This window comes from Pseudomonas sp. OTU5201, assembly GCF_038440135.1.
GTDB lineage: Bacteria > Pseudomonadota > Gammaproteobacteria > Pseudomonadales > Pseudomonadaceae > Metapseudomonas > Metapseudomonas resinovorans.
Genome location: NZ_JASATC010000018.1, coordinates 1 through 24,418, shown reverse-complemented (window position 1 = coordinate 24,418; position 24,418 = coordinate 1). Strand labels below are relative to the sequence as shown.

Here is a 24,418-nt window from a genome sequence, read left to right as displayed (position 1 = left end):
GTCCTTGTAGGAGCCAGCTTGCTGGCGAAAAGGCCCCATTCGCTAGCAAGCTGGCTCCTACGGGCACATCAGGGCCTACCATTTCCCCTTTTCTGCATCTCTCCCCTTCGTCGGAACCCGTGGCGGCACCTCGCCTTGCGGCCTATTTTCCAGCGTGGGGCGCCTGCTTCGCGCCTGCCTGGTCGCGCAAGGAGGTGACGCCATGAACAGTGCCAAAGATGTCCGTCCCGCGGTCCTCGACCTGATCGGCAACACCCCGCTGGTGCGGGTCACGCGTTTCGATACCGGCCTCTGCACCCTGTTTCTCAAGCTCGAATCCCAGAACCCCGGCGGCTCCATCAAGGACCGCATCGGCGTGGCCATGATCAATACGGCCGAGCGTGACGGCCGGTTGAAGCCTGGCGGCACCATAGTCGAGGCCACCGCCGGCAATACCGGCCTTGGCCTGGCGTTGGTGGGACGGGCCAAGGGCTACCGGGTGGTGTTGGTGGTGCCGGACAAGATGTCCACCGAGAAGGTGCTGCACCTGAAAGCCATGGGCGCCGAGGTACACATCACCCGCTCCGACGTCGGCAAGGGCCATCCGGAGTATTACCAGGACCTGGCCGGTCGCCTGGCGGCGGGGATTCCCGGGGCCTTTTTCGCTGACCAGTTCAATAACCCGGCCAACCCCCTGGCCCACGAGTCCACCACTGGCCCCGAGATCTGGCAGCAGACCGGCCAGGACGTGGACGCCATAGTGGTGGGTGTCGGCTCCGCCGGTACCCTCACCGGCCTGACCCGTTATTTCCGCCGGGTACAGCCCGAGCTGGAAATGATCCTCGCGGACCCGGTGGGCTCGGTGATGGCCGAGTACGTGCGCAGCGGCACCCTGGGCACGGTAGGCTCCTGGGCAGTGGAGGGCATCGGCGAGGACTTCGTGCCGTCCATAGCCGACTTGTCCAGCGTGCGCCACGCCTATTCCATCAGCGATGCAGAGAGCTTCGCCCACGCTCGCGAGCTGCTGCGCGCCGAGGGCATTCCCGGTGGATCGTCCACCGGCACCCTGCTGGCGGCGGCGCTGCGCTACTGCCGCGAGCAGAAGACGCCAAAACGCGTGGTCAGCTTCGTCTGCGACACCGGCACCCGCTACCTGTCCAAGGTCTACAACGACCAGTGGATGACCGACCAGGGCCTGCTGGCGCGCAAGCGCTACGGCGACCTGCGCGACATCATCGCGCGGCGCTTCGAAGACGGACGGGTGATCAGCGTGGGGCCTGACGACACCCTGCTCACTGCGTTCCAGCGCATGCGCCTGGCGGATGTCTCGCAGTTGCCGGTGCTGCGGGATGGGCAACTGGCGGGGGTGGTCGACGAATCCGACATCCTGCTCGGCGTGCATGCCGATGCCACGCACTTCCGCCAGCCGGTGGCGAGCGTCATGACCACGCGCCTGGAGACGCTGGCGCCGGGCGCAAGCCTGGCTGAACTGCAGGCCGAGCTGGACCGTGGCCTGGTGGCCATCATCGCCGATGCTTCCGGCTTCCATGGCCTGATTACCCGTTCCGACCTGCTCAACCACCTGCGGAGGACCCTCGCATGAGCCAGCAGGAAGACGCCGAAGCACGTGCCTTTGCCACTCGCGTGATCCACGCTGGTCAGGCCCCCGACCCTTCCACCGGGGCCATCATGCCGCCCATCTACGCCAACTCCACTTACGCCCAGGAAAGCCCCGGCGTGCACAAGGGCCTGGACTACGGCCGCTCCCACAACCCCACGCGCTGGGCCCTGGAGCGTTGTGTCGCGGATCTGGAGGGCGGTACCCAGGCCTTCGCGTTCGCCTCCGGGCTGGCTGCCATCGCCACCGTGCTGGAACTGCTGGACAGTGGCTCCCACATCGTCGCCAGCAATGACCTTTACGGCGGGACCTTTCGCCTGTTCGAACGGGTACGCCGGATCAGCGCCGGACACCGCTTCAGCTTCGTCGACTTCAGCGACATCGGCGCGATCGGTGCGGCGCTGACCGACGATACGCGCATGCTTTGGGTGGAAACCCCGAGCAACCCCCTGCTGCGGCTGGCCGATCTCGAGGCCATCGGGGAGCTTTGCCAGGGGCGGGGCATCATCCTGGTGGCGGACAACACGTTCGCCAGTCCCTGGGTGCAGCGCCCGCTCGAGCTGGGCTTCGATGTGGTCGTGCACTCCACCACCAAGTACCTCAATGGCCACTCCGATGTAATCGGTGGCATCGCCATCGTCTCCGGAGACAGTCGCTGCGACCTGTTGCGCGAGCGCCTGGGCTTCCTGCAGAACGCCGTAGGCGCCATCGCCGGTCCCTTCGACGCCTTCCTCACCCTGCGCGGGGTGAAGACCTTGGCGCTGCGCATGGAGCGTCACTGCAGCAACGCCCTGGAGTTGGCCTACTGGCTGGAGCAGCAGCCGCAGGTGGCGCGGGTCTACTACCCCGGCCTGCAGTCCCATCCGCAGCACGCATTGGCGCGGCGGCAGATGCATGGCTACGGCGGCATGATTTCACTCGACCTGCGGGCCGACCTGGCGGGCACCCGGCGCTTCCTCGAGGCGGTACGCATCTTCACGCTGGCGGAGAGCCTGGGCGGCGTGGAAAGCCTGATCGAGCACCCGGCGATCATGACCCACGCCAGCATCCCGGCGGAGATCCGCGCGGAGCTGGGCATTGGTGATTCGCTGGTGCGCTTGTCGGTTGGGGTGGAGGATGTGGATGACCTGCGCGCGGATCTGGCGCAGGCGTTGGGGAGGGTTTGAAGGCGGCCATCCAGGGTCGACCCCGCGCTGGCTGATGGCTTTCCCCCTCACCCCACCCCTCTCCCTCATGGAGAGGGGGCAGTTCGGCGTGCGTTGGTAGCCTGGATGCAATCCGGGGACGGTGCTTCAGGAAAACGCCGACCTTGCCGGCGCGAGTCACCCCTCTCCCGTTCAAGGAGAGGGGCTGGGCGTCAGTTCCCAGGTACCAGCTTCAGCACCTCACGGCTATTGGCCTTCACCTCATTCTCGGCGAAGTGCATTGGCACGTACTCGCCGCGCATGTACGCCTCGGCCTGGTCCTTGTAGTGACGGTCGAAGGGCACGCCGCTCTGGCCCACCGGGTTGATGCCCAGGGCGTGTTCGGCGTCGGCCAGGTCGACCAGGCGGCGCGTCGAGGGACCATAGAACACTTCCCAGGGTGCCGGGCCGACGCGGTGGGAGAGGTTGTTGGGCACCTCGTGGCCGCCCGGTGCGGCGAAGGGGCCGACGTTGAACAGCAGGTTCAGCGGCTTCTGCTGGCCCAGCGGATGAGCGTGGGTCAGGGTGTGGCCGGTGCCCCAGAGCCATTTCGAGCTGTCTTCACCGAGGGTCTTTTTCAGGTGCGCGAGGCTGGCCTGCCAAGCGGCCTTGACCACCTCCGCGCGGCTTTCCTTCTGCGGCGTATCGCGCTTGTCCCACCAGGGCGAACCGACGTCTGCCGCCAGGCGCGGCAGTGCGGTGTCGAGCACGCGGGTCTGCAGCAGACTGTCGAAGAAGGCGTCACCCAGTTCGTCGCGCATGGCCGCATTGGCCAGTTCAAAGGTGAGCTGGTTGAACAGGGTGGCGGCCACTGAGTCCAGCGTGTGGTCGCCGTCCCAGCCTGCCAGTTGTTCCACCAGCGCTTTCTCCCGGTCGTCGGCCGCCGCCGCGCGCAGCTCGTCGAGCAATGGCGCCAGCAGGCGCGGGCCGTAGCCGGTGCCGGTTTCCAGTTGCAGTGCCTGGCTGTTCTGCACATCCCACTTGACCCCGGGCCTGGCGAGGCGCTCGTTCAGGCGCTGGCCGCGGTCCGGCAGGTTGTAGTAGCCGGGAATCGCCACGCCCGTAGGCGACAGCGGCTGGTAGTTGGCCGAGACGATGTAGCCACGCTCCGGGTTTTCCTCGTGCGGGTTGGCGCTGAACGGCAGATAACCCGGCTTGTCCGCCTCGTGGGTGCTGCCGTCGAGGATGAAGGTTGGGTTCACGCCCTCCGGCCGCTGCGGTAGATTGGCCGAGGCCCACCAACCGATATCGCCGCTGGCGCCGGCCCAGATCACATTGAGGCCGGGGGCGTGGATTTTCTCGGCGGCGGCGCGGGCCAGGTCCAGGCTGCTGGCGCGGTTGAGGTCGTAGAAGGCATCGAGGATGGGGTTTTCGGTTTCGAGGAAGGCCCACCACATGGCGATGGGCGTCTTGCCGGCGGCGGCGCCCAGGGCATCGTTGATGATCGGGCCGTGGGGCGAGCGGCGCAGGGTCAGCTTTACGGGTTCGCCATCCTTGACCGTGATGGTTTCCTCGCGACTTTCCAGGTTGACCCACTGGCCCTGGTGCCAGACCTGACCGGGATTGTCCGGATTGCTCTTCTCGGCGATCAGGTCGAGGTCGTCGTTCTGGAACATGGTCAGGCTCCAGGCGAACTGCCGGTTGTGTCCCAGGGAGGCGACCGGGTTCAGAGCCTGGTGGTGGCCATAGAGCTCGAAGCCCGGATAGCTCAGCTGCGCCTCGTACCACACGGCCGGCACGGCGAAGCGGATATGCGGGTCGCCGGCCAGCAGCGGCTTGCCGCTGGCGGTGTGGCTGCCGGACACGGCCCAGGCGTTGCTGCCCTCGAACTGCGGCAGGCCGGCTTCCACCAGCGCCTGCTGGCTGAGCTGGGCGAGGCGGTTGAGGTCCTGCCAGTCGGCGCTGGCCAGGGGCTGGCTGATCACACCTTCGGGGTGCCAGTCGACATCGAAGGCGGTCAGGTAGCCGGCACCCAGCTCGTCGCGCACATAGGTCATCACCGGTTCGGTACGGAAGGCGGCGGCGAAGCTGTAGGCCATGTAGCCGGCCACGGAGAGGGTGTCGGCGACGGTGAAGGGGCGCTTCTCGATGCCCAGCAGGTCGAACTCCACCGGCGCCGGGCGGCTGTCCTGGTATTGGTTGATGCCGTCGAGGTAGGCCTGCAGTGCCTGGGTCGCCGGGCTGTCTTTGTCCATCCTGAGGGCGTACTCGTCAGCGTGGGCGCGAATGCCCAGGGTGCGGAACAGGCGGTCGGTGTCCACCAGGCGGGCGCCGAGGATCTCGGCCAGTTCGCCACGGGCCAGGCGGCGCAGCATTTCCATCTGGAACAGGCGGTCCTGGGCATGGACGAAGCCCAGGGCGCGGTACATGTCGGCTTCGTTGGCGGCCTGAATGTGCGGTACACCGCGCTGGTCGTAGTGGACGGTGACTGGAGCCTGGAGATGGGCCAGGGACAGTTCGCCGTCGCGCACGGGCTTCTTGCTCTCGCTGTACCAGGTGGCGCCGGCGGCGGTCGCGGCGATGATGACGGCCAGGGCAGTCAGGGTGCGTTTCATGCACGAATCTCCTTGTTGTTATGGTCGCGGCATTCTCCCCAAGCCGACCTTCGCGGGCATTGACCGGAGACCTGCAAGCTGAAACTCTTCGGTCAATACCGAGGAGCCGCCATGTCCAACGCTGAGCCCGATGCCGCCAGCTTCGTTCCGCTGACCCATTCCGCCACCTTGCGCCGTCTGCTCTACGAGGCGCTGGCGGAGCTCGGCCTGGACCCGGGGAAGATCTATCTCGGCGTCAACCAGCACCGTCGCCTCGGGCCGCCCCCGGTGGACGGCCGCCTGCGCCATGACGATGCGCCGCAGTTCTGGCTGGCCGCTGACACGCTGATCGGCGACCCCGATATTGGCCTGCACCTGGGGGAGGTGATGAAGCCGCGTCTGCTCGACGTGGTGGGCTACCTGTTGCTGGCCAGCCGTGACCTGGGTGAGGCGCTGACGAGCTTCCTGCGCTTCCAGCACATCCTTTCCGGTGGTTTCGTCGCCCAGTTGCAAGCAGAGGGGGCGCAGGCGCGCCTGGTGATCGACCTCAACTACCTGGGCTTCTCTTCGCTGCGCCAGCAGATGGAATGCCTGGCCCTGTTGTTCACCAAGCTGTTGGGTTTCATCACCGACGGCGAATTCCGCCTGGAGGGCGTGCAGTTCCGTCATGGGCGACCGGCGCGGGTGAGCGAGCACCAGCGACTGTTTGGCCTGTTGCCGGCATTCGGTTGTGAGCATGATGCGTTGCTGTTCCCGGCGGCGCTGCTGAAACGCCCCTCGCGCACCGCCAACCCGGAACTGCATCAGGTGCTCTGGCAACACGCGGAGACGCAGCTGGATGCGCTGGTGGGCAACGACCTGCTCAACCGTCTGCGTTACCTGCTGGGCGTGCGACTCGGTCAGGCGGATTGCTCACTTGAAGCCTGCGCCGCCGAACTGGGCTTGAGCGGCGGTGCCCTGCAGCGGGCCCTGGCGGAGCAGGGCAGCAACCTGCGGCGGGTGCGGGAGTCGGTACAGCAGGTCCGCGCGGTGGAACTGCTGCAGGACGGGAAGGCGATGCGTGAGGTGGCCCGAGCCTGCGGTTTTTCCGAGCTGTCGCCGTTCTACCGGGCCTTCCGCCGCTGGTACGGGATGCCGCCGGACGCCTATCGGGAGCGTTTGCGGGCGGGTTAGGACGGGCTCCGCCAGGCACAGAAGCAACCTGCCGCCAGGGTGCTGCCGGCGCTCACCGGGCGGTTGTCGAGCAGGGCCTCGAGAATCGGCTCGATGAAGCTGTTGGCCGAATTACACACGGCGCCTTCGCTGTAGGGGCCGAAGTAGGCCAGACGGCCGTCGCGGTCCCAGATGCCGACAGCGGGCACCGCCGGCAGTTGCTCGGCACCGGGCACCTCGACCAGGGGTTGCAAGGCTTCCAGGCCCGGCGGCAGTTGGCCCTTGCTGCCGGGCTTTTGCAGCGCATGGAAGGTCACGCCCTGGGAGGCGAATCGCTGGATCAGCTCGGCCAGGTGTTGCTGGTTGCCGGCATTGCAGGGGCAGGCTGGGTCCCAGAAATGCACCAGGCGGATCGGTCCAGGTCCGGCGAGCTCGGCTGGCAGGCGCAGTTGCTCGCCGGAAAATACCGTGGCTTGGGTATTGAAGGGGCGGACATAGCGCGACTCGTACCAGTGCAGGGCCAGCAGGATGGCGCAGACGCCGGCGAGGAGGACGAGGCTGGTGATCAGTGTCTTGAGCTTGGGTGCACGCATGGTGAAAGGCCTGTGCGGGGGCGCGTAGCTTGCCACGTTGCGCTGGGCAGCAGAATATCGGCAGCCGGCCAGGGACCCAGGTGGTCCTGTGGATAGAGTTGCTTCACTCAGGGAAAACCCGATGCCAGACCCGTTCCAGCCCGATCTCCTGCGCCCGCTGTTGCGACCCTTGGCCGCAGGTGCTGCCGACTTGCGCCAGGCGCAGAGCTATCGCGCGTTCTACCGGCTGGATTTCGCCACGCGCCATCCGGGCGTACTGAGCCGTATGGGCTGTGTCGAGGCGGCCGGGTACTCACTGGTCACCCAGCTCTGGTTGCCGCCCGAGCCCCGCGCCAGTCTGGTGATGCTGCACGGCTACTACGACCACATGGGGCTCTATGGCCACCTGGTGGACTGGGCACTGGGCATGGGCTTCGCGGTGATCGCCTGCGACCTGCCGGGCCATGGGCTATCCAGCGGCGCGCGAGCCAGCATCGGCGATTTCGCCGAGTATCAGGCCACACTCCAGGCGCTGCTGGGAGAGGCTGCCGCCCTGAACCTTCCACAGCCTTGGCACCTGGCTGGGCAGAGCACTGGCGGTGCCATCCTGCTGGACTACCTGCTGACCGGTGCGCCGCGTCCGGAGCTGGGCGAGACCCTGCTGTTCGCCCCGCTGGTGCGGCCGCGCGCCTGGGGCTGGTCGAAGTTCAGCTACCAGCTGATGCGGCATTTTGTCGAAGGCATTCCACGGCGCTTCAGCGTCAACTCCAGCGACGCCGAGTTCATTGAGTTCGTCCACCACAAGGACCCGCTGCAGCCGCAGACCCTGCCCACTGCCTGGGTGGGAGCCCTGGCGCGCTGGGTGCCGTGCATCGAGAACGCGCAACGCAGCACGCGCCGGCCCCTGGTGATCCAGGGGAGCGGTGACATGACAGTGGATTGGCGGCACAACCTGCGGGTGCTGGCGGATAAGTTCGATCGGCCGGAGGTGCTGATGCTGGAAGGGGCCGGCCACCATCTGGTGAACGAGGCGCCAGCCTATCGGGAGCAGTACTTCGGGTTCTTGCGGGAGCGACTGGGCTAGCTCAGCAGGAGTCTTCGGAAGGGTTGAGCGGAGCGCCGCCCGACCGATCCTACGCACTGAATCCCGCCCGGAGTCGTTGCCCGACGGCTCAGAGGCCCTGCTGTGCGGAGGCCTCCTGGCCCACGGCAAGGCCGGCGCGTACGGCGGCCAGGGCGGCCTGGTAGTAGGCCTTGCCATCGGCGGATTCGGCGAAGGTGACGAACTCTTCCAGTTCCGGATCAGACAGTTCGCGGTAGACATAGAGCAGGGTGTTATCCAGGTCGTTGCCAATCTGCTCCATCAGCCGCTGGCGCTGGCCGTCGATCATGCCCTGGGCCTGACCGCCGCCCAGCAGGCCGGGGAGCATCTGGCTCAGGCTGTCAGCGGCGACGCCGGCCAGGGCAAGGCTGACTTCGGCGCCGGCTTCGCGGGCTGGCAGTGCCTGGGCCAGGTGGCGGATCAGCAGGCGTCGCGTGGCGTCGGCCTCTATGCGTGGCAGGCCGTTGACATGCAGGGCCAACTGGTCGCGTCGGGTGGCCAGGGTTTCGGCGGCGATGATCTTGCGTCCCAGAGGCGACTGGAAGAAGGCCAGGGCCGGGCGTGGGTCGTTCAACTGGCCGCGTAGGGCAACCTGGGCGCGCTGGTCGATGGCCTGGGGCTGGAAGCGGCGATTGCTGTTGTCCACAAGGGCCTGATAGACCGCCGGCGGCAGGGTCTTCTGGTAGCGCTGCTGAGCCGCTGCAAGGGCGTCGTTGAAGTGCGCACGCTGTTCTGGCCAGCCGGCCGCCTGGTAAAGGTTGGCGTGATCGTCGGCCAGGGCGGGCAGGCCGAAGAAAAGGAGGGTAACGGCGAAGAGCAGGCGCATGAAAACTCCTTGATGACGCAGTCCGCTGTTCGTATCGGACCCACTCGTACGGCATCGGTTCGGCGGGGGAAGGCGTTGGCGGCGGGCAGGTGAGGCGGGGTTGAGCGTGCGGCTATTCTCAGCGGACTTGGGCTTTATTGTCGAGGTGTCGGAAACTGCTGCAAGTCATGTAGGCGATGTCCTATGCGCTGATAGAATGCCGCCATCATGACTGCACCTGCCGAATCCCCGCTAACTGCCCTGATCGTCGACGACCTGGCCAATCAGGGCTGGTCCCACCAGCACCTCGTGCTGCCTGCTGACCTCACTACCGCCTTGGCCGAAGAATGCCGCACCCGCTCCGCTGCCGGGAGTCTTGCGCCGGCTTCGGTCGGTCGTGGCGAGGGACAGCAGATTCGCGAGGGGGTGCGTGGCGACCGTATCCACTGGCTGGAACCCGGCCAATCGGCCGCCAGCGACGCCTACCTGGCGCTGATGGACGAGCTGCGCCAGCGGCTCAACCGTGAGCTCTATCTGGGGTTGGAGGATTTCGAGTGCCATTTCGCCCTCTATCCTCCCGGCGCCTTCTATCAAAAGCACCTGGACCGCTTCCGCGACGACGACCGTCGTGCGGTGTCGGTGGTGGCGTACCTGAATCCCGATTGGCAGCCGGATCAGGGCGGCGCTCTGCGCCTGTACCTGGCCGACGGCGAACATGACGTGCAACCCGAGGGCGGCAGTCTGGTGGTGTTCCTGTCCGCCGAGTTACCCCACGAAGTCTTGCCGGCGAACCGCGAGCGCCTGTCTTTGGCGGGTTGGTTCCGGCGGCGCGGCGGAGCGCTCTGATCGCCGGGGCTAGTGGCCCCAGACCCGGAAGTTACCGCGCAGGTCAGTGATGTCGCGGATTTCCAGGCTGCCAAGCCGGCTCTCGCCGATGTGCATGTCGGCGGCGACTCGCACGCGGATGCGTTGGGCCGGAATGAAGCTGGCCTGCAGTTGTTCGTTGATGGTGGTCAGGTCGGGCAGCTCCAGGCGGATCTGCTGAGTACCTGAAGCGGACTTGACCACGTCCAGCTTGAGCGTCGGCTGGTCGGCGCCCAGGGCAGGGACGGTCAGGCCCAGTTGCGCCGGGCCCAGGAGGAAGTTGCCACCAGCTCCGTTGGGGCAATCGCCGGGTTTCAGGCAGCCGTTGTCGATGCGCACGTTGCGCAGCGACAGGCTGCCGCCATCGTCGTTCCAGCTGATGCTGTCGATGCGGGCCATCACGTCCAGGCGCAGGTTGATCCCGGCCTGGCCGCTGATCTCGCTGAGGGCCTGGTTGTCCAGGGATTCCAGGGCGGCTTGGCCGGTACCGCTGAGCAGGGCGGTGCCGCAAGCCAGGGCAAGGCGGAGGTTGTTTGTTGTTCTGGGCATGGCACGCTCCTGTGCAGGTTGCGCGCAGAGTCTGGAGCGCCGCGTGAGCCACAGCCACTGACGCAGGGCGCTTCCCGTCTAAGGATGGGGAAGCTCGTCGGCTTCTCCATGAGGCGGCTTGGCAGTTGTCCGCCCAAGGCCCTACCTTCGATCAGTGCCCGGTTCGCGCCAGTGAAATGGGTGTTACCCGGGGTGACCTCAAGGGTTGCCCCTTTGGAGAAGAGGATGCAGAAGATTCTGGTCAGCCGCTGCCTGTTGGGGCAGCGGGTGCGTTATGACGGTGGCGCCCACGGGCCGTTCGGCTTGCTGGAGCGCTGGCAGGCGGAGGGCCGCATCGTGCCGCTCTGCCCGGAGGTGGCCGGTGGGCTGCCGACACCGCGGGCACCGGCAGAGATTGCCGGTGGGCGTGGTGCTGCGGTGTTGGACGGCGAGCTGCCGGTGCTTACCAACGACGGTCAGGATGTGACGACCGAATTCGTTGCCGGGGCGCGCATCGCCCTCGAACTGGTGGCCACCTACGGTATTCGCATTGCGCTGCTCAAGGCGCGCAGCCCCTCCTGCGGCAATCGCGAGAACTATGACGGCAGCTTCAGCGGCGTTCGTGTCGCTGGCGAGGGCGTCACCGCTGCGGCCTTGCGCCGCGTCGGTGTCGAGGTGTTCAGCGAGGAGGAACTGGCCGAGGCGGCAGCTCGCCTGGCCGAGTTGGACGACGCCTGAGACTCAGCGCGAGGCAGCGGCCGGCGGCTGGCTGAGGTCCTTGCCCAGCCATTGCTCGGACAGCGCGCTGAGTCTGCGCTCGCTACGGAGCTTGGTCAGGGCGCGGTTCAGGCTGTCGCGGAAGGCCGGGTTACCCTGCTGGAAGGGAATCGTCATGGGGGCCGCTGTGCGACTTTCGCCTTCAGCTTCGCTCAGGGGGAAGACGTAAGGCTCGCTGAACTCCAGGGTGTCCTGACCTTCTTCCGACGGTTCGAGCGGGTCCAGGGCAATGTCGTAGCGGCCGCTCTGCAGGCCTTCCAGCATCTTGCCGCCGTCGTCCACCACGAAGTCCGCCTCGACATTCAGCTCCGCCGCCAGGGCGCGACCCAGTTCGACGTCGAAGCCGATCAGCTTGCCGCCCTCGCGGTAGCTGTAGGGCGGATTGTTGTCTTCCAGGGCGATGCGCAGGCTGCCGCGTTCCCAGATATCGTCGAGCAGTTCGGCCTGGGCGAGGGGGCTCAGCAGGGCGAACAGGGCGGGCAGGCAGTGCAGCAGGCGCATGGGGAACTTCCTCGTTTCGTTATGTTTTCTTCGGCTGGCGCGGGGTGCAGCGCATGCTCGGACAGCAAGTGAACCTATCTGGTTGCATAGGGTCTGGTGTCTGGTTCACAAAAACATGGAGATGTGCAATGAGGACAACGTCTTTCCTGAGCCTTGGCGCCCTGCTGCTTGGCGCTGCCACCGCCACCCAGGCTGCCGTTCCACGTACCCCCTCGCCCGAAGGTGCGCAGGTGTACTTCATCGAACCGGCCAATGGCGCCACTGTCGGCCAGACCTTTACCGTCAAGTTCGGTCTCAAGGGCATGGGCGTCGCGCCCGCCGGTATTGATGCGCCCGCCACCGGCCACCATCACCTGCTGATCAATCAGGATGACGCGCCGGCGATGGACATGCCGCTGCCCATGACTGACAACCTCCGCCATTTCGGCAAGGGCCAGACGGAAACCCAACTGACCCTGCCGCCCGGCAAGCACAGCCTGCGGCTGCTCGTAGGCGACAGGAACCACGTACCGCTGGACCCGCCAGTGATCTCGGAAACGATCACGGTGACGGTCAAGTAAAGACGTCGGAAACGAGAAAGGGAGGCCGAAGCCTCCCTTTTTCATGTCCGGCGAAGCGTCGCCGACGCGCAGCAGCCTCTCTTTAGAAGAGGACGCGGCTGCGGATGGTGCCGTTCACGTGCTGCAGCTTCTCGAGGGCGAGGTCCGAGTACTCGGCATCGACGTCGATCACCACGTAGCCAACCTTCTCGTCGGTCTGCAGGTACTGACCGGAGATGTTGATGCCGTTGTCGGCGAACACCTTGTTGATCTCGCTCATCACGCCCGGCACGTTCTCGTGGATGTGCAGCAGACGGTGCTTGCCCGGGTGCGACGGCAGGGCCACTTCCGGGAAGTTGACCGAGGACACCGAGGTACCGTTGTCGCTGTACTTGACCAGCTTCTCGGCCACTTCCAGGCCGATGTTGGCCTGGGCCTCGGCAGTGGAACCGCCGATGTGCGGGGTCAGGATCACGCGGTCCAGGCCACGCAGCGGGCTCTCGAACTCTTCGTCGTTGGACTTGGGCTCGACCGGGAACACGTCGATCGCAGCGCCGATCAGGTGCTCGTCCTTGATGGCTTCGGCCAGGGCGTCCAGCTTCACCACGGTGCCGCGGGCGGCGTTGATGAGGATGCCGCCTTGCTTGATGGCGCGGATCTCCTTCTCACCGATCATCCACTGGGTGGACGGCAGCTCGGGCACGTGCAGGGACACGATGTCGGACATGCCGAGCAGTTCGTGCAGGTTGCCCACCTGGGTGGCGTTACCCAGCGGCAGCTTGGTCACGGTGTCGTAGAAGAACACCTGCATGCCCAGGGCCTCGGCCAGGACCGACAACTGGGTGCCGATGGAGCCGTAACCGACGATACCCAGCTTCTTGCCGCGGATTTCGAAGGAGTTGGCTGCGGACTTGATCCAGCCGCCGCGGTGGCAGGAAGCGTTCTTCTCCGGGATGCCACGGAGCAGCAGGATCGCTTCGGCCAGCACCAGTTCGGCGACCGAGCGGGTGTTGGAATAGGGGGCGTTGAACACCGCGATACCGCGCTCGCGAGCGGCACTCAGGTTGACCTGGTTGGTGCCGATGCAGAAGCAGCCGACGGCGATGAGCTTCTTGGCGCAGTCGAACACCTCGTCGGTGAGCTGGGTACGCGAGCGGATGCCGATGAAGTGGACGTCGGCGATCTTCTCTTTCAGTTCATCACCCGAGAGGGCGCCCTTGAGGTACTCGATATTGGTGTACCCGGCGGCCTTCAGGGTGTCCACGGCATTCTGGTGGACACCTTCGAGGAGAAGGAACTTGATCTTGCTCTTTTCGAGAGAGGTCTTGCTCATCTGCGTACCTATGTATCCCGGTAAAAATGACAGAAGCGGGCCGTGGGGGGACTTGGCTGCTACCCGGAAAATCGGCTGGAGAGCACGATTCGCGGGGTGCGTATGCTAGCATGATCTCCTTTTCCCTTGCTCGGTTGCGACCTGAATCGTTCTCAGGGCGACCATGAATGATTTGAGAGTTCCGCTGATGACCAACGTTGCCCTGATCGAAGAGCTGAAGACCCTGGTTGAGCCCGGCAAGGTGCTGACCGACGCCGCGTCCCTGGAGGCTTACGGCAAGGACTGGACCAAGCATTTCGCCCCTGCCCCCAGCGCCATCGTCTTCCCCAAGAGCATCGAGCAAGTACAGGCAATCGTTCGCTGGGCCAACCAGCACAAGGTCGCGCTGGTCCCCTCAGGCGGCCGTACCGGCCTCTCCGCCGCGGCTGTAGCAGCCAATGGCGAGGTCGTGGTCGCCTTCGACTATATGAACCAGATTCTCGAATTCAACGAGTTCGACCGCACCGTGGTCTGCCAGCCGGGCGTGGTTACCGAGCAGCTGCAGAACTTCGCCGAGGAAAAGGGCCTGTATTACCCGGTGGACTTCGCGTCTGCCGGTTCCAGCCAGATTGGCGGAAATATCGGTACCAATGCCGGCGGGATCAAGGTTATTCGCTACGGCATGACCCGTAACTGGGTAGCCGGCCTGAAGGTAGTCACCGGCGCTGGCGACCTGCTGGAGCTGAACAAAGACCTGATCAAGAACGCCACCGGCTACGACATGCGCCAGCTGTTCATCGGCGCCGAAGGCACCCTGGGGTTCGTGGTGGAAGCCACCATGCGCCTGGATCGTGCGCCGAAGAACCTCACCGCGATGGTGCTGGGCTCGCCTGACCTGGACTCGATCATGCCAGTGCTGCATGCCTTCCAGAGCAAGCTGGACCTGACCGCCTTCGAGTTCTTCTCCGACAAGGCCATGGCCAAGGTCCTGGCCCGCGGCGACGTGCCGGCTCCGTTCGAAACCGATTGCCCCTTCTATGCGCTGCTGGAGTTCGAAGCCGCTAGCGAAGAGATCGCCAACGACGCCCTGGCCACCTTCGAACATTGCGTCGAGCAGGGCTGGGTGCTGGATGGCGTGATGAGCCAGAGCGAGCAGCAACTGCAGAACCTCTGGAAGCTGCGCGAGTACATCTCCGAGACCATCTCCCACTGGACGCCGTACAAGAACGACGTCTCGGTCACCGTTTCCAAGGTACCGGCCTTCCTGCACGACATCGATGCCATCGTCGAAGCCAACTACCCGGACTTCGAAGTGGTCTGGTTCGGCCACATCGGCGACGGCAACCTGCATCTGAACATCCTCAAGCCGGACAACCTGTCCAAGGACGAGTTCTTCGCCAAGTGCGCCACCGTGAACAAGTGGGTGTTCGAGACCGTCGAGAAGTACAACGGCTCGATCTCCGCCGAGCACGGCGTGGGCATGACCAAGCGCGACTACCTCGGCTACAGCCGCTCGGAGCCGGAGATCGCGGTGATGAAGGCGATCAAGGCGGTATTTGATCCAAACGGGATCATGAACCCCGGAAAGATTTTCAAATAAGCAAGAAAGCGGCGGATGACTCCGGAAGGATCATCCGCCGTTTTGCTTTATGGACCGTTCAGGAGTCGGTAAATGAGCTACCAGCATCACTATGTCGATGGCACCTCGATCCACTTTTCCCTGGGTAAGGTGGTCTGCGTCGGCCGCAACTACGCCGAGCACGCCAGGGAACTGAACAACCCCGTGCCCACCGAGCCGCTGCTGTTCATCAAGCCGGGCTCCTGCGTGGTGCCGCTGGCCGGTGGCTTCAGCATTCCCCAGGACCGTGGCGCGGTGCATTTTGAAGCGGAAATCGCCGTGCTGATCGGCAAACCGCTGTCGCGCCACCCGAACGAAGAGGAAGTGCGTGACGCCATCTCCGGCTTTGCGCCCGCCCTTGACCTGACCCTGCGCGACGTGCAAGCGAAGCTCAAGGAGAAGGGCCTGCCCTGGGAAATCGCCAAGAGTTTCGACGGTGCCTGCGTGTTGGCGCCCTTCGTGCCGGGCGACGCGCCGGAACAGTTGGACGACATTGGCATTCGCCTGACCATCAACGGCGAAGTCCGCCAGGACGGCAACAGCCGTGACATGCTCAACCCCATCCTTCCGTTGATCCAGCACATGGCGGGTCACTTCAGCCTGCAACCGGGTGACGTCATCCTCACCGGTACCCCGGTGGGCGTCGGCCCGCTGAACCAGGGTGATAACCTGGTGCTGGAACTGGTTGGCCACAGCCGCTTCGAAAGCCGGGTCATCTGATCCGGCCGACCGGCGGAGATGCATTTCACGAAACTTTCACTGGCATATGGCTATCTATTAGCCACTCTTTCGTTGAGTAGTATCCGATGCCGCTCCGCCTCCTGCCGTTCATCCGCCGCCGCAGGCTGATGCTGGGACTGGTCGCCGCCTTCGCCGGGACCACCGCCCTGACTCGTTACATGCACTGGGACGACCGCGCCCTGGTATGGCTGGGTGAGCAGCAACTGACCCAGGCGCAGCGCGCCGACAGCATCTGGCTGCCGGGCTACAGGGCCGTGCTGCAGGGCAAGCCACTGGCTGGCCTGGAGAACGACGAAACCTCGGACCTGGCCTACAACCCGGTTACCGGTACCCTGTTCACCGTCACCGGCAAGTCACCGACCCTGGTGGAGCTGAGCCGAGACGGCGAGGTGCTGCGCAAGATTCCGCTGAAAGGCTTCTCCAATCCCGAAGGCGTGGCCGTGCTCGAAGGTGGTCATGTGGCGGTGACCGATGAACGCCGCCGCACCTTGTCGATTTTCGAGCTGGACCCGGAAACACGCGAGTTGAGCGCCGGTAGTACGCCTGAGTTCGACCTCGGTTTCCCCGATTCGGGCAACAAGGGCTTCGAAGGCATCGCCTGGGACCCGGCCCAGGGCCGGCTTATTCTCGGCAAGGAGCGTGGCCCCGTTGCGTTGTTCAGCCTCGGCAGCGACGGCAGCGAAGCCCACAGCGATGTACTTCGACCGCTGCCCAGCTATGGCCTGGGCATGCGCAATCTTTCGGCATTGAGCATCGACCCGCGTACTGGGCACCTGCTGGTGCTTTCCGCCCAGTCCAATCTCCTGCTGGAGCTGGACGAGCAGGGCGAGCCTGTCAGCTTCATCAGCCTGCTCGGTGGCATGAATGGTCTTGAAAGCGGCATCCCCCGCGCCGAAGGCGTGGCCATGGACGAGAGTGGCGACATCTACGTCGTCAGCGAGCCGAACCTGTTCTACGTGTTCCGAAAGCAGCTGGTGGCCAGCGTCGGTCCGAGTTAGGGCACCCGCCGTTAAGCTTCGCTTAAGGCGCATTTAAGCCTCGTTTCAGCCAGCCGCCGTAGCCTGATCCCGTCTTCCACACATACACGGGATCATCTCCATGAAAGCCAAATACCTCGCTCTGCTAGCCGTTCCGCTGTTCTCCACCGCCGTCATGGCCAGCAACTACACCGGCCCTGGTGCCGCTTCCCAGATCACCACTGTCGCGGCCGCGCTGGAGGCCGCCGACGATGCACCAGTGGTGATGCAGGGGCAGATCGTCAAGCGCATCAAGGGCGATATCTACGAGTTCAAGGACGCCACCGGAACCATGAAGGTGGAAATCGACGACGAGGATTGGCCGCCGATGACCATCGACGACAAGGTCACCGTCAAGCTGACCGGTGAAGTGGACCGCGACCTGATGGGCCGCGAAGTGGATGTGGAATTCGTCGAGCAGGTGAAGTAACGACGTGTTTACGACCGTAGGAGCCAGCTTGCTGGCGAATCGCCCGGCATCGTGGACCATTCGCGAGCAAGCTCGCTCCTACAAAGCGCCTCACGCCACGCTGTCGAACCCCTGCAACACATTGATCGCGTTGATGCCGATCTCCTCCACCGCATAGCCCCCTTCCATAACAAACAGCGTCTGCAGGCCGAGCTTGCCGATGATTTCGCCCATGCGCAGGTAATCCGGGCTGTCCAGCTTGAATTGCGAGATGGGGTCTTCCTTGAAGGTATCCACGCCCAGCGATACCACCAGCGCATCCGGCGCGTACTCGGCGATCTGCCGGCAGGCGTCGGCGAGGGCAAGGCTCCAAACCGACCAGTCGATGCCCGAGGCCAGCGGGTAATTGAAATTGAAGCCTTCGCCCGCACCCACGCCTTTCTCGTCCGCGAAGCCCAGGTAGTACGGGTACTCGAAGCGCGGATCGCCGTGGATCGAGGTGAAAAGCACATCTGCACGGTCGTAGAAGATGTCCTGGGTGCCATTGCCGTGGTGGTAGTCCACATCCAGCACAGCAACCCGCTTCGCGCCGGCATCCAGCATGGCCTGCACGGCAATGGCTGCGTTATTCAGGTAGCAGTAGCCGCCCATGTAGTCGGCGGCGGCGTGGTGGCCCGGCGGACGGCACAGGGAGAAGATGCCGCGTGCGCCCTTGCGAAGCTCCGTCTGGCCGCTGAGCGCGACGTTGGCCGAGCTGGTGATGGCCTGCCAGGTTCCGGCGGTGATGGGCGCGCCAGCGTCAAAGGAGTAATAGCCCAGGCGACCATCGATATCGGTGGGTTCTACCTGCCGCAGGCGCCGGGTCGGCCAGGCGATCGGCAGCATGTCATGACTACGGCCCTTGGCCTGCCAGTCGCCCCAGGCGTTCTTCAGGAAATTGACGAAGCCTTCACTGTGCACGCGCAGGATGGGCGATAGACCGAAGTCGGTCGGCGCCTGGATGGCGCCCAGGTCCACCGCCCTGGCGCGGTCCAGCACCATGTCGGCGCGGCTCGGCTTCTCGAAGCAGGGGGTGAACTGGCCACCGATCAGCTCATGCTTGCCGTGGTGCAAGTGGTGGTCGTCGGAATAGATCGTCAGCATCAGCGTCTCCTTTCGGCTAGCGCGTCATCGGGTTCATTCGTGCTCGGAAAACTGCACCTGCGGCGCCTTGCGGCGGAAGCCGCCAGTCTGCGCGGCGAGGTAGGCCAGGCCAATGGCGAACCAGCCAAGGCCGATGGCCAGGGTCAGCCCCGACAGGCTTGTCCAGAGCCAGGCGATCAGCGCGAAGCCGATCAGCGGGACAAGCCCGTAGCGCAGCAAGTCGCCCGGCCGGCGCGGGCGGCCGTCGAACAGGTGGGTGCGGATCACCGCCAGGTTCACGGCAGAGAAGGCAACCAGGGCGCCGAAGCTGATCATCGAGGCCAGGGTGGCGAGGTCGATCACCACTGCCAGCAGCGATACCAGCGACACGATCAGGATAGCCACGGTCGGGGTGTGGAAGCGTGCCGACAGGGTAGCGAACAGGCGACGTGGCAGGATGCCGTCACGACCCATGCTATAGAGGATGCGCGAAACCGACGCCTGGGAAGCCAGCGCCGAACCGGCAGCGCCAGCCACGTAGGTGGCGGTGAAGAAGGCGGCGAGGAACTGGCCCCCAGCCTGCAACATCACTTCGTTGGCGGCGGCATCCACATCCTTGAAGCTGCTGCCGGGGAACACCAGTTGCGCCACCAGCGACAGCACGAAGAACAGTACGCCGGCACAGAGGGTGGTGATGATGATCGCACGCGGGATGTCGCGCTTCGGGTCTCGGGCTTCCTCGGCCAGGGTCGAAACCGCGTCGAAGCCGAGGAACGATAGGCAAAGCACCGCTGCGCCGGCCATCAACGGCGCCAGTCCGGGCTGGCTACCATCGCCAATGAAGGGTGCGGTGAAGTCGATGGGGGCGCCGAACAGACTCTTGCCGGCCATGGCCAGGAACACCAGGACAAAGATTACCTGGGCGGCCACGATCAGGTTGCTCATGCCCGACACTGAGCTGATGCCAAGGACGTTCAGCACGGTCACCAGGCCGATGGCGCTGACCACGAAGACCCAGGCGGGCACCTCGGGGAAGGCGATATTGAGGAACAGGCCGATCACCAGGTAGTTGATCATCGGCAGGAACAGGTAATCCAGCAGAAGTGACCAGCCGGCCAGGAAGCCGACGCTGGGGCCGAAACTCAGACTGGTGTAGGAGTACGCGGAGCCGGCGATGGGGTAGCGGCGGACCATGAAACTGTAGGACAGGGCGGTGAAGATCATCGCCAGCAGGGTCACCACGTAGGCTAGGGCGGTGCGTCCGCCTGTCATTTCTGTGACGACGCCGTAGGTGGTGAAGATGGTCAGCGGCACCATGTAGACCAGGCCGAAGAACACCAGGGCGGGCAACCCGAGTATCCGGCGCAGGGCCGTGCCCTGGGCGCTGTGGGTGAATTCATTGGGTAGGCTGCCGCTCTTGTCGAGGCGGGCGGACGGGCTGGACATTGTTCTTCTCTCCGATTTACTGCGCGCCGCTGGGCGGCGCCTGGGTCGCAAGGCGAGCCATCCAGGCAGGTGCTAGGCCGGGTCCGTTGCGCATCCGGCTGTGCGCGGGCAGTCAGTAAGGGTGGAGTTGGGGCGTCCGTTGGACGGAAGGAGGAAGGGCGGTGCGAAGCGCATGTGCACAGGGCATTTTGATATCTCTCTAGCCGTTGTTCTTGTTGGATCGGCACCCGTCTGTGGGGCACCTGCTAGCTGTATGCGCTTCGATTCTGTCAGCGCCCAATCGGGGGCAGAACCCCGCAAAGGGTCAAAATGGGATCGAAATGGCCAACTTCAATGGCCGGTTGATGAGGTGGGGTGCTTGCTTCCTCAGCTGAGTAGGATGGGTGGAGCCTGCGATACCCATCACCATCGCCGATGGGTATCGCTTCGCTCCACGCCATCCTACGGGCTATGGCTGGTGTCTTATTTCTTCAGCTTGGTCCACACCTTGCTGCGCAGGCTCAGGGCTTTGGGCGAGCAGAGTTTGAAGGTGCGCAGGCGGTCGAGTTTGTCTTGCGGGGTGTTGATGGCCGGGTCGTCAAACAGTTCCTTCTCCATGAACGTGTCCGAGCCCTCGATGGCGTTGTTGTACTTGGCGAAATTGGAAGCGGCGGCGATGTTTTCCGGCAGCATCATCCAGTTGATGAAGGCGTGGGCTTCCTCGACGTTCACCGCGTCCTTGGGAATCACGAGGTTGTCGATGAAGACGTGGATGCCTTCTTTCGGATAGACGTAAACCAGGCTTTCGCGCTGGGCATGGGCGCGGTGGAAGGCGCCGTTCCACTGCATGTGCATGGCCACTTCGCCGGCGGCCATGCGCTCGATGGTGCCATCGCTGTTGTACATCGCCAGCAGCGGTTTCTGCGCCAGTAGCAGGTCCTGGATCTTCTTCGCGTCCTTCGGGTCCTCGGTGCACTGGTCGATGGACAGGTAGTGGGACGCGGCAATGTAAAGGTCTTCAATGGAGTTCAGCGCCACGACCTTGCCTTTCAGCTCGGCCGACGGCTCGAAGAAGGGCTTCCAGCTCTCGTCCAGCTTGCCGCCCGGCACCTGCTTGCTGTCATAGCTGTAGCCGGTGGTGCCCCAGAGGTAAGGCACGCTGTAGTCGTGGCCGGGGTCGAAATCGAGGGTCTGGAAGTTGGTCTTGAGGTTCTTCAGGTTGGGCAGCTTGCTCTTGTCGAGTTTCTGCAGCAGCCCGTCGCCGGCCATGATTTGGATGAAGCTGTCCGACGGCACCACCACGTCGTAGGCACCGCCCCCGGCCTTGAGCTTGGCCAACAGGGTTTCGTTGCTGTCGTAGGCGTCCAGGGTGGCCTTGATGCCGGTGTCCTTCTCGAACTTCTTCAGCAGCTCCGGCGGAAAGTAGTCCGACCAGTTGGCAAAGTGAAGGGTGCCTGCGGCCTGGGCGGAACCGGTCAGGCCGGTGGCGAGCAGTACAGCGAATGCAAGCGGGGTACGGCGGGTCATGGTCAAGCTCCTTGCTGGTCGAAAGCGGGTCAGCGCTTGCGCTGCCCGACGTAGTAGGACAATGCAACGAAAGCTATGGAAATCACGAGGATGATCGAGGATATCGCGTTGATCTTTGGCGAAATTCCCATCCGGATAGAGCTGAAGATGTACACCGGCAGGGTGGTGGACCCGGCTCCGGCGACGAAGTAGGTGATGACGAAGTCGTCCATGGAAATGATGAAGGCCAGCATGGCGCCGGAAAGGATGCCGGGCATCAGCAGCGGGAAAGTCACTTTCCAGAAGGCCTTCCAGGGCGAGGCGTAGAGGTCGGCGGCGGCTTCGGCCAGGCGCGGGTCCATGCCCTCCAGGCGGGCGCGGATCGGCAGGTAGGCAAAAGGGAGGCAGAACACCACGTGGGCGATGAGGATGGTGAAGAGCGAGAGCTTCAGGCCGATGAAGGCGAAGAACATCAGCGTGGCGACGGCGGTGACGATTTCCGGCACCAGCAGCGGCAGGCCGAGTACGCCGCTCATCAGCGTTTGCCCACGGAAAGCGCGGCCGCGCATGCCGAGCGCGGCGAGGGTGGCCAGGGACGTGGCGATCAGCGTGGCGAAGGTGGCGACTATCAGCGAGTTCTTCGCCGCCCGGACGATTTCCGGATCGTTGGCCACCACCGAGTACCACTTCAGGCTGAAGCTTTCCCAGATGGTCGCCGATTGCCCGCTGTTGAAGCTGAGCGCCACCAGCACCAAGATCGGCAGGTAGAGAAAGGCGAAGAACAGCCAGGCGGTGGGGCGTACGCCGGTGAAGCGCCAGAGCGGATTGCGCGTGTTCATGGATGGCCTCCGGCGGCCTGCTTGAAGCGCAGGCTGTAAAACAGCATCGCCAGCAGCACAAAGCCCAGCAGGGCGAAGGACAGCGCCGCGCCCAGCGGCCAGTTGTGGGAGGCGCCAAACTGCAGCTGGATCAGGTTGCCGATCATCAGCGACTTACCGCCCCCGAGCAGCTCGGGAATGATGTAGTTGCCGAGCGACGGAATGAACACCAGGATCGCGCCGGCGACTATGCCCGGCATGGCCAGCGGCACGATGACCCGGCGCAGGGCCTGGAAGCGGTTGGCGCCGAGGTCGAAGGCGGCTTCCACCAGGCGCCAGTCAAGCTTCTCGAGGCTGGTGTAGATGGGCAGTACCATGAAGGGCAGGAAGGTGTAGAGCAGGCCGATCACCACGGCCACGTCGGTGTAGAGCAGGCCCAGGGCGCCGTCGGACAGGCCGAAGACACCAAGTCCGCTGTCCACCAGGCCACCGTTGCGCAGCAGCAGGATCCACGCATAGACCCGTACCAGCAGGTTGGTCCAGAAGGGCACGGTGACCAAGAACAGCAGCAGGTTGCGCTTGCGCTCGCTCTGCAGTGCCAGGTAGAGCGCAGTGGGGAAACCGATCAGCAGGCAGCCGACGGTGGTCAGTACCGAGAGCCAGAAGGAGCGCTGGAAGATCTGCAGGTAATCGGTGTTGAACACCAGGCTGTCGTCCAGGTCGCGTTCGTAGAGGAAGTTGACATAGGCCTCCAGCGAGTACTGGTCCCATTTCACGCCGCCGTAATCGCCCGGCACCAGGACGGATACCAGGAACATGATTCCCAGCGGCAGCACCAGAAACACAAGCAGGGCGAGCATGGCCGGGCTGGTCAGCAGCAAGCGTCGGCGCAGCTGGCGGCGTTCTGCCCGGGCGCGCGGGGTGCTCATTCGGCCAGCACCCGGATGGCTTCGCTGGGCACCTGTACCCGCACCTTCTCGCCGGCGGAGTAGGCGTTCAGCGCGCCGTTGCGGTTCTGCTGGCGGACGCGGAAGCCGCTCTGCCCGGCGATGTTGAGGTGGTAGACGGTGTCGGTGCCGACATAGACCACGTTCTCGATTTCGCCGGCCAGGTTGCCCTGCTTGTCGAGGCAGGCGCGCTCCGGGCGGATCGCCAGGGTCACGGCGCCACGGCGCGGGCTGAAGGCGCTGAGCAACTGGCCGTCTGGCAACAGCACGCCCCGCTCCAGGGCTTCGCCCTCGAGGAAGTTGGTTTCGCCGATGAAATCCGCAACCGTGCGGTTTAGCGGTGCTTCATAGATTTCCGTCGGGGTGCCGACCTGGAGGATGCACCCCTTGCTCATCACCGCGATGCGGTCGGACATGGTCAGGGCTTCTTCCTGGTCGTGGGTGACGAAGATGAAGGTGATGCCTGTTTCGTGCTGCAGACGCTTGAGTTCAATCTGCATGTCCTTGCGCAGCTTCTGGTCCAGCGCCGAGAGCGATTCGTCCAGCAGCAGCACCTTGGGCTTGTTGGCCAGGGCGCGAGCCAGGGCAATGCGCTGCTGCTGGCCGCCGGAGAGCTGGTCGGCTCGACGCCGGCCCACGTCCGGCAGTTTCACCAGTTCCAACATGCGCTGCACCGTCTGCTCGATCTCGTCGCGGCCCAGGCCGCGCATCTCCAGGCCGAAGGCGATGTTCTGCGCCACCGTCATGTGCGGGAACAGGGCGTAGCTCTGGAAGACGGTGTTGACGGGACGACGGAAGGGGGGGAGGCCCTGCATCGGTTCGCCGTAAAGGCGGATGGCGCCGGAACTGGGTTGCTCGAAGCCCGCGATGAGTCGCAAGAGGGTGGTCTTGCCGCAGCCGGACGGGCCGAGGAGGGTGAAGAACTCGTTGGCGCGGATTTCCAGGGACACTTCGTCGAGGGCCTTCACGCCCTGCCCCGGATCACCGAACTCCATGCACACACGTTCGACGCTGATCGCGCTAGTCATGCTGATCACAAGCTCTAAGGGTTTGTTCTTATTGGGCTTTTCTTTTTCTGCTGGTGACGCGGCCCTTGTTTGTCCCGATTCTGTCAGCAGCCTAGTAGGTGCAGAACGATAGATCAGGTCAAAAGGAGATATTTTCGGCCAAGTTGCAGGCTGTGATGGACGTCGCTCTTGGCACATATCTGTCGGGGCGATTTCAATCGCCAAGCAGGCCGAAGGTCTGCCCTGCAAGGTCAGCCGGGACGGCTGCGCCGCCTTTGGCGAATGAGTTCGCTATGTCTGCGTTAGCTGTTGCGAGAAATTTCCCATCCAGCCAAGAGCCTT

At 64.6% G+C, this 24,418-nt stretch carries 23 protein-coding genes; 11 read left to right on the top strand and 12 right to left on the bottom strand.

Annotated features, from left to right (window positions below):
* Nucleotides 1-202 precede the first annotated feature (202 nt).
* The gene (locus AAHM40_RS13130) at nucleotides 203-1,582 is read left to right on the top strand and encodes a pyridoxal-phosphate dependent enzyme (protein WP_342245038.1); all 1,380 of its coding nucleotides are present in this window, start codon (nucleotides 203-205) and stop codon (nucleotides 1,580-1,582) included.
* Complete coding sequence (locus AAHM40_RS13125) at nucleotides 1,579-2,763, top strand: trans-sulfuration enzyme family protein (RefSeq protein ID WP_342245037.1); 1,185 nt, start codon at nucleotides 1,579-1,581, stop codon at nucleotides 2,761-2,763. Before AAHM40_RS13130 ends, AAHM40_RS13125 begins: the two co-directional genes overlap by 4 nt.
* A gap of 191 nt (nucleotides 2,764-2,954) precedes the next feature.
* Here the strand turns inward: AAHM40_RS13125 and AAHM40_RS13120 are convergent, their stop codons facing one another.
* A complete protein-coding gene (locus AAHM40_RS13120; protein ID WP_342245036.1) occupies nucleotides 2,955-5,336 on the bottom strand; it encodes a penicillin acylase family protein in 2,382 nt (793 codons plus the stop codon).
* A gap of 111 nt (nucleotides 5,337-5,447) precedes the next feature.
* Between AAHM40_RS13120 and AAHM40_RS13115 the strand changes: the two genes are divergently transcribed.
* On the top strand, nucleotides 5,448-6,488 hold the full coding sequence (locus tag AAHM40_RS13115) for an AraC family transcriptional regulator (protein ID WP_342245035.1): 1,041 nt from the start codon (nucleotides 5,448-5,450) through the stop codon (nucleotides 6,486-6,488).
* Here AAHM40_RS13115 and AAHM40_RS13110 read toward each other — a convergent pair.
* Nucleotides 6,485-7,060 (bottom strand): DUF6436 domain-containing protein, encoded by a 576-nt coding sequence (locus tag AAHM40_RS13110; protein WP_342245034.1) that lies wholly within the window; start codon nucleotides 7,058-7,060, stop codon nucleotides 6,485-6,487. The genes AAHM40_RS13115 and AAHM40_RS13110 overlap by 4 nt on opposite strands.
* Before the next feature lie 121 nt (nucleotides 7,061-7,181).
* On the opposite strand from AAHM40_RS13110, the gene AAHM40_RS13105 reads away from it, so the two are divergent.
* A complete protein-coding gene (locus AAHM40_RS13105) occupies nucleotides 7,182-8,123 on the top strand; it encodes an alpha/beta hydrolase (protein WP_342245033.1) in 942 nt (313 codons plus the stop codon).
* An 88-nt stretch (nucleotides 8,124-8,211) separates the two neighbouring features.
* Here AAHM40_RS13105 and AAHM40_RS13100 read toward each other — a convergent pair whose 3' ends face one another.
* On the bottom strand, nucleotides 8,212-8,967 hold the full coding sequence (locus AAHM40_RS13100; RefSeq protein WP_342245032.1) for a hypothetical protein: 756 nt from the start codon (nucleotides 8,965-8,967) through the stop codon (nucleotides 8,212-8,214).
* A gap of 207 nt (nucleotides 8,968-9,174) precedes the next feature.
* Between AAHM40_RS13100 and AAHM40_RS13095 the strand changes: the two genes are divergently transcribed.
* Nucleotides 9,175-9,792 (top strand): 2OG-Fe(II) oxygenase, encoded by a 618-nt coding sequence (locus AAHM40_RS13095; protein WP_342245031.1) that lies wholly within the window; start codon nucleotides 9,175-9,177, stop codon nucleotides 9,790-9,792.
* 9 nt (nucleotides 9,793-9,801) lie between these two features.
* Here the strand turns inward: AAHM40_RS13095 and AAHM40_RS13090 are convergent, their stop codons facing one another.
* Nucleotides 9,802-10,359 carry a DUF6160 family protein gene (locus tag AAHM40_RS13090; protein WP_342245030.1) on the bottom strand — a complete coding sequence of 186 codons (558 nt, stop codon included), beginning with the start codon at nucleotides 10,357-10,359 and terminating at the stop codon, nucleotides 9,802-9,804.
* A gap of 225 nt (nucleotides 10,360-10,584) precedes the next feature.
* Here AAHM40_RS13090 and AAHM40_RS13085 point away from each other — a divergent pair, with 225 nt between their 5' ends.
* Nucleotides 10,585-11,076 carry a DUF523 domain-containing protein gene (locus AAHM40_RS13085; protein WP_342245029.1) on the top strand — a complete coding sequence of 164 codons (492 nt, stop codon included), beginning with the start codon at nucleotides 10,585-10,587 and terminating at the stop codon, nucleotides 11,074-11,076.
* 3 nt (nucleotides 11,077-11,079) lie between these two features.
* On the opposite strand, the gene AAHM40_RS13080 is transcribed toward AAHM40_RS13085, so the two are convergent.
* Nucleotides 11,080-11,616, bottom strand: coding sequence for a transporter substrate-binding domain-containing protein (locus tag AAHM40_RS13080; protein ID WP_342245028.1), 537 nt, complete (start codon nucleotides 11,614-11,616; stop codon nucleotides 11,080-11,082).
* A 128-nt stretch (nucleotides 11,617-11,744) separates the two neighbouring features.
* On the opposite strand from AAHM40_RS13080, the gene AAHM40_RS13075 reads away from it, so the two are divergent.
* On the top strand, nucleotides 11,745-12,176 hold the full coding sequence (locus AAHM40_RS13075; protein ID WP_342245027.1) for a DUF4399 domain-containing protein: 432 nt from the start codon (nucleotides 11,745-11,747) through the stop codon (nucleotides 12,174-12,176).
* An 82-nt stretch (nucleotides 12,177-12,258) separates the two neighbouring features.
* Here the strand turns inward: AAHM40_RS13075 and serA are convergent, their stop codons facing one another.
* Nucleotides 12,259-13,488 (bottom strand): phosphoglycerate dehydrogenase, encoded by a 1,230-nt coding sequence (gene serA / locus AAHM40_RS13070; protein ID WP_028629523.1) that lies wholly within the window; start codon nucleotides 13,486-13,488, stop codon nucleotides 12,259-12,261.
* A gap of 187 nt (nucleotides 13,489-13,675) precedes the next feature.
* Between serA and AAHM40_RS13065 the strand changes: the two genes are divergently transcribed.
* The 4 genes from AAHM40_RS13065 to AAHM40_RS13050 all read left to right on the top strand — a co-directional run bounded on the left by AAHM40_RS13065 (nucleotide 13,676) and on the right by AAHM40_RS13050 (nucleotide 17,272).
* Complete coding sequence (locus tag AAHM40_RS13065) at nucleotides 13,676-15,067, top strand: FAD-binding oxidoreductase (protein WP_342245026.1); 1,392 nt, start codon at nucleotides 13,676-13,678, stop codon at nucleotides 15,065-15,067.
* Between the two features lie 72 nt (nucleotides 15,068-15,139).
* Entirely contained in the window at nucleotides 15,140-15,805 is a 666-nt protein-coding gene (locus AAHM40_RS13060) for a fumarylacetoacetate hydrolase family protein (protein ID WP_342245025.1), read from the top strand.
* A gap of 128 nt (nucleotides 15,806-15,933) precedes the next feature.
* The gene (locus tag AAHM40_RS13055; protein ID WP_342245106.1) at nucleotides 15,934-16,824 is read left to right on the top strand and encodes an SdiA-regulated domain-containing protein; all 891 of its coding nucleotides are present in this window, start codon (nucleotides 15,934-15,936) and stop codon (nucleotides 16,822-16,824) included.
* Nucleotides 16,825-16,924: 100 nt separating this feature from the next.
* Nucleotides 16,925-17,272: a NirD/YgiW/YdeI family stress tolerance protein gene (locus AAHM40_RS13050; RefSeq protein WP_342245024.1), complete on the top strand. Its 348-nt coding sequence runs from the start codon at nucleotides 16,925-16,927 to the stop codon at nucleotides 17,270-17,272.
* Nucleotides 17,273-17,362: 90 nt separating this feature from the next.
* Here the strand turns inward: AAHM40_RS13050 and AAHM40_RS13045 are convergent, their stop codons facing one another.
* From AAHM40_RS13045 to AAHM40_RS13020, 6 genes are all read right to left on the bottom strand, one after another.
* A complete protein-coding gene (locus AAHM40_RS13045) occupies nucleotides 17,363-18,394 on the bottom strand; it encodes a histone deacetylase family protein (RefSeq protein WP_342245023.1) in 1,032 nt (343 codons plus the stop codon).
* A gap of 33 nt (nucleotides 18,395-18,427) precedes the next feature.
* On the bottom strand, nucleotides 18,428-19,819 hold the full coding sequence (locus tag AAHM40_RS13040) for an APC family permease (RefSeq protein ID WP_342245022.1): 1,392 nt from the start codon (nucleotides 19,817-19,819) through the stop codon (nucleotides 18,428-18,430).
* A 462-nt stretch (nucleotides 19,820-20,281) separates the two neighbouring features.
* Complete coding sequence (locus AAHM40_RS13035; protein WP_342245021.1) at nucleotides 20,282-21,325, bottom strand: ABC transporter substrate-binding protein; 1,044 nt, start codon at nucleotides 21,323-21,325, stop codon at nucleotides 20,282-20,284.
* A 29-nt stretch (nucleotides 21,326-21,354) separates the two neighbouring features.
* Nucleotides 21,355-22,143: an ABC transporter permease gene (locus tag AAHM40_RS13030; RefSeq protein ID WP_342245020.1), complete on the bottom strand. Its 789-nt coding sequence runs from the start codon at nucleotides 22,141-22,143 to the stop codon at nucleotides 21,355-21,357.
* Nucleotides 22,140-23,051 (bottom strand): ABC transporter permease, encoded by a 912-nt coding sequence (locus AAHM40_RS13025; RefSeq protein WP_342245019.1) that lies wholly within the window; start codon nucleotides 23,049-23,051, stop codon nucleotides 22,140-22,142. The genes AAHM40_RS13030 and AAHM40_RS13025 overlap by 4 nt, the downstream gene beginning before the upstream one ends.
* Nucleotides 23,048-24,097 (bottom strand): ABC transporter ATP-binding protein, encoded by a 1,050-nt coding sequence (locus tag AAHM40_RS13020; protein WP_342245018.1) that lies wholly within the window; start codon nucleotides 24,095-24,097, stop codon nucleotides 23,048-23,050. Before AAHM40_RS13020 ends, AAHM40_RS13025 begins: the two co-directional genes overlap by 4 nt.
* Between the last annotated feature and the right edge of the window lie 321 nt (nucleotides 24,098-24,418).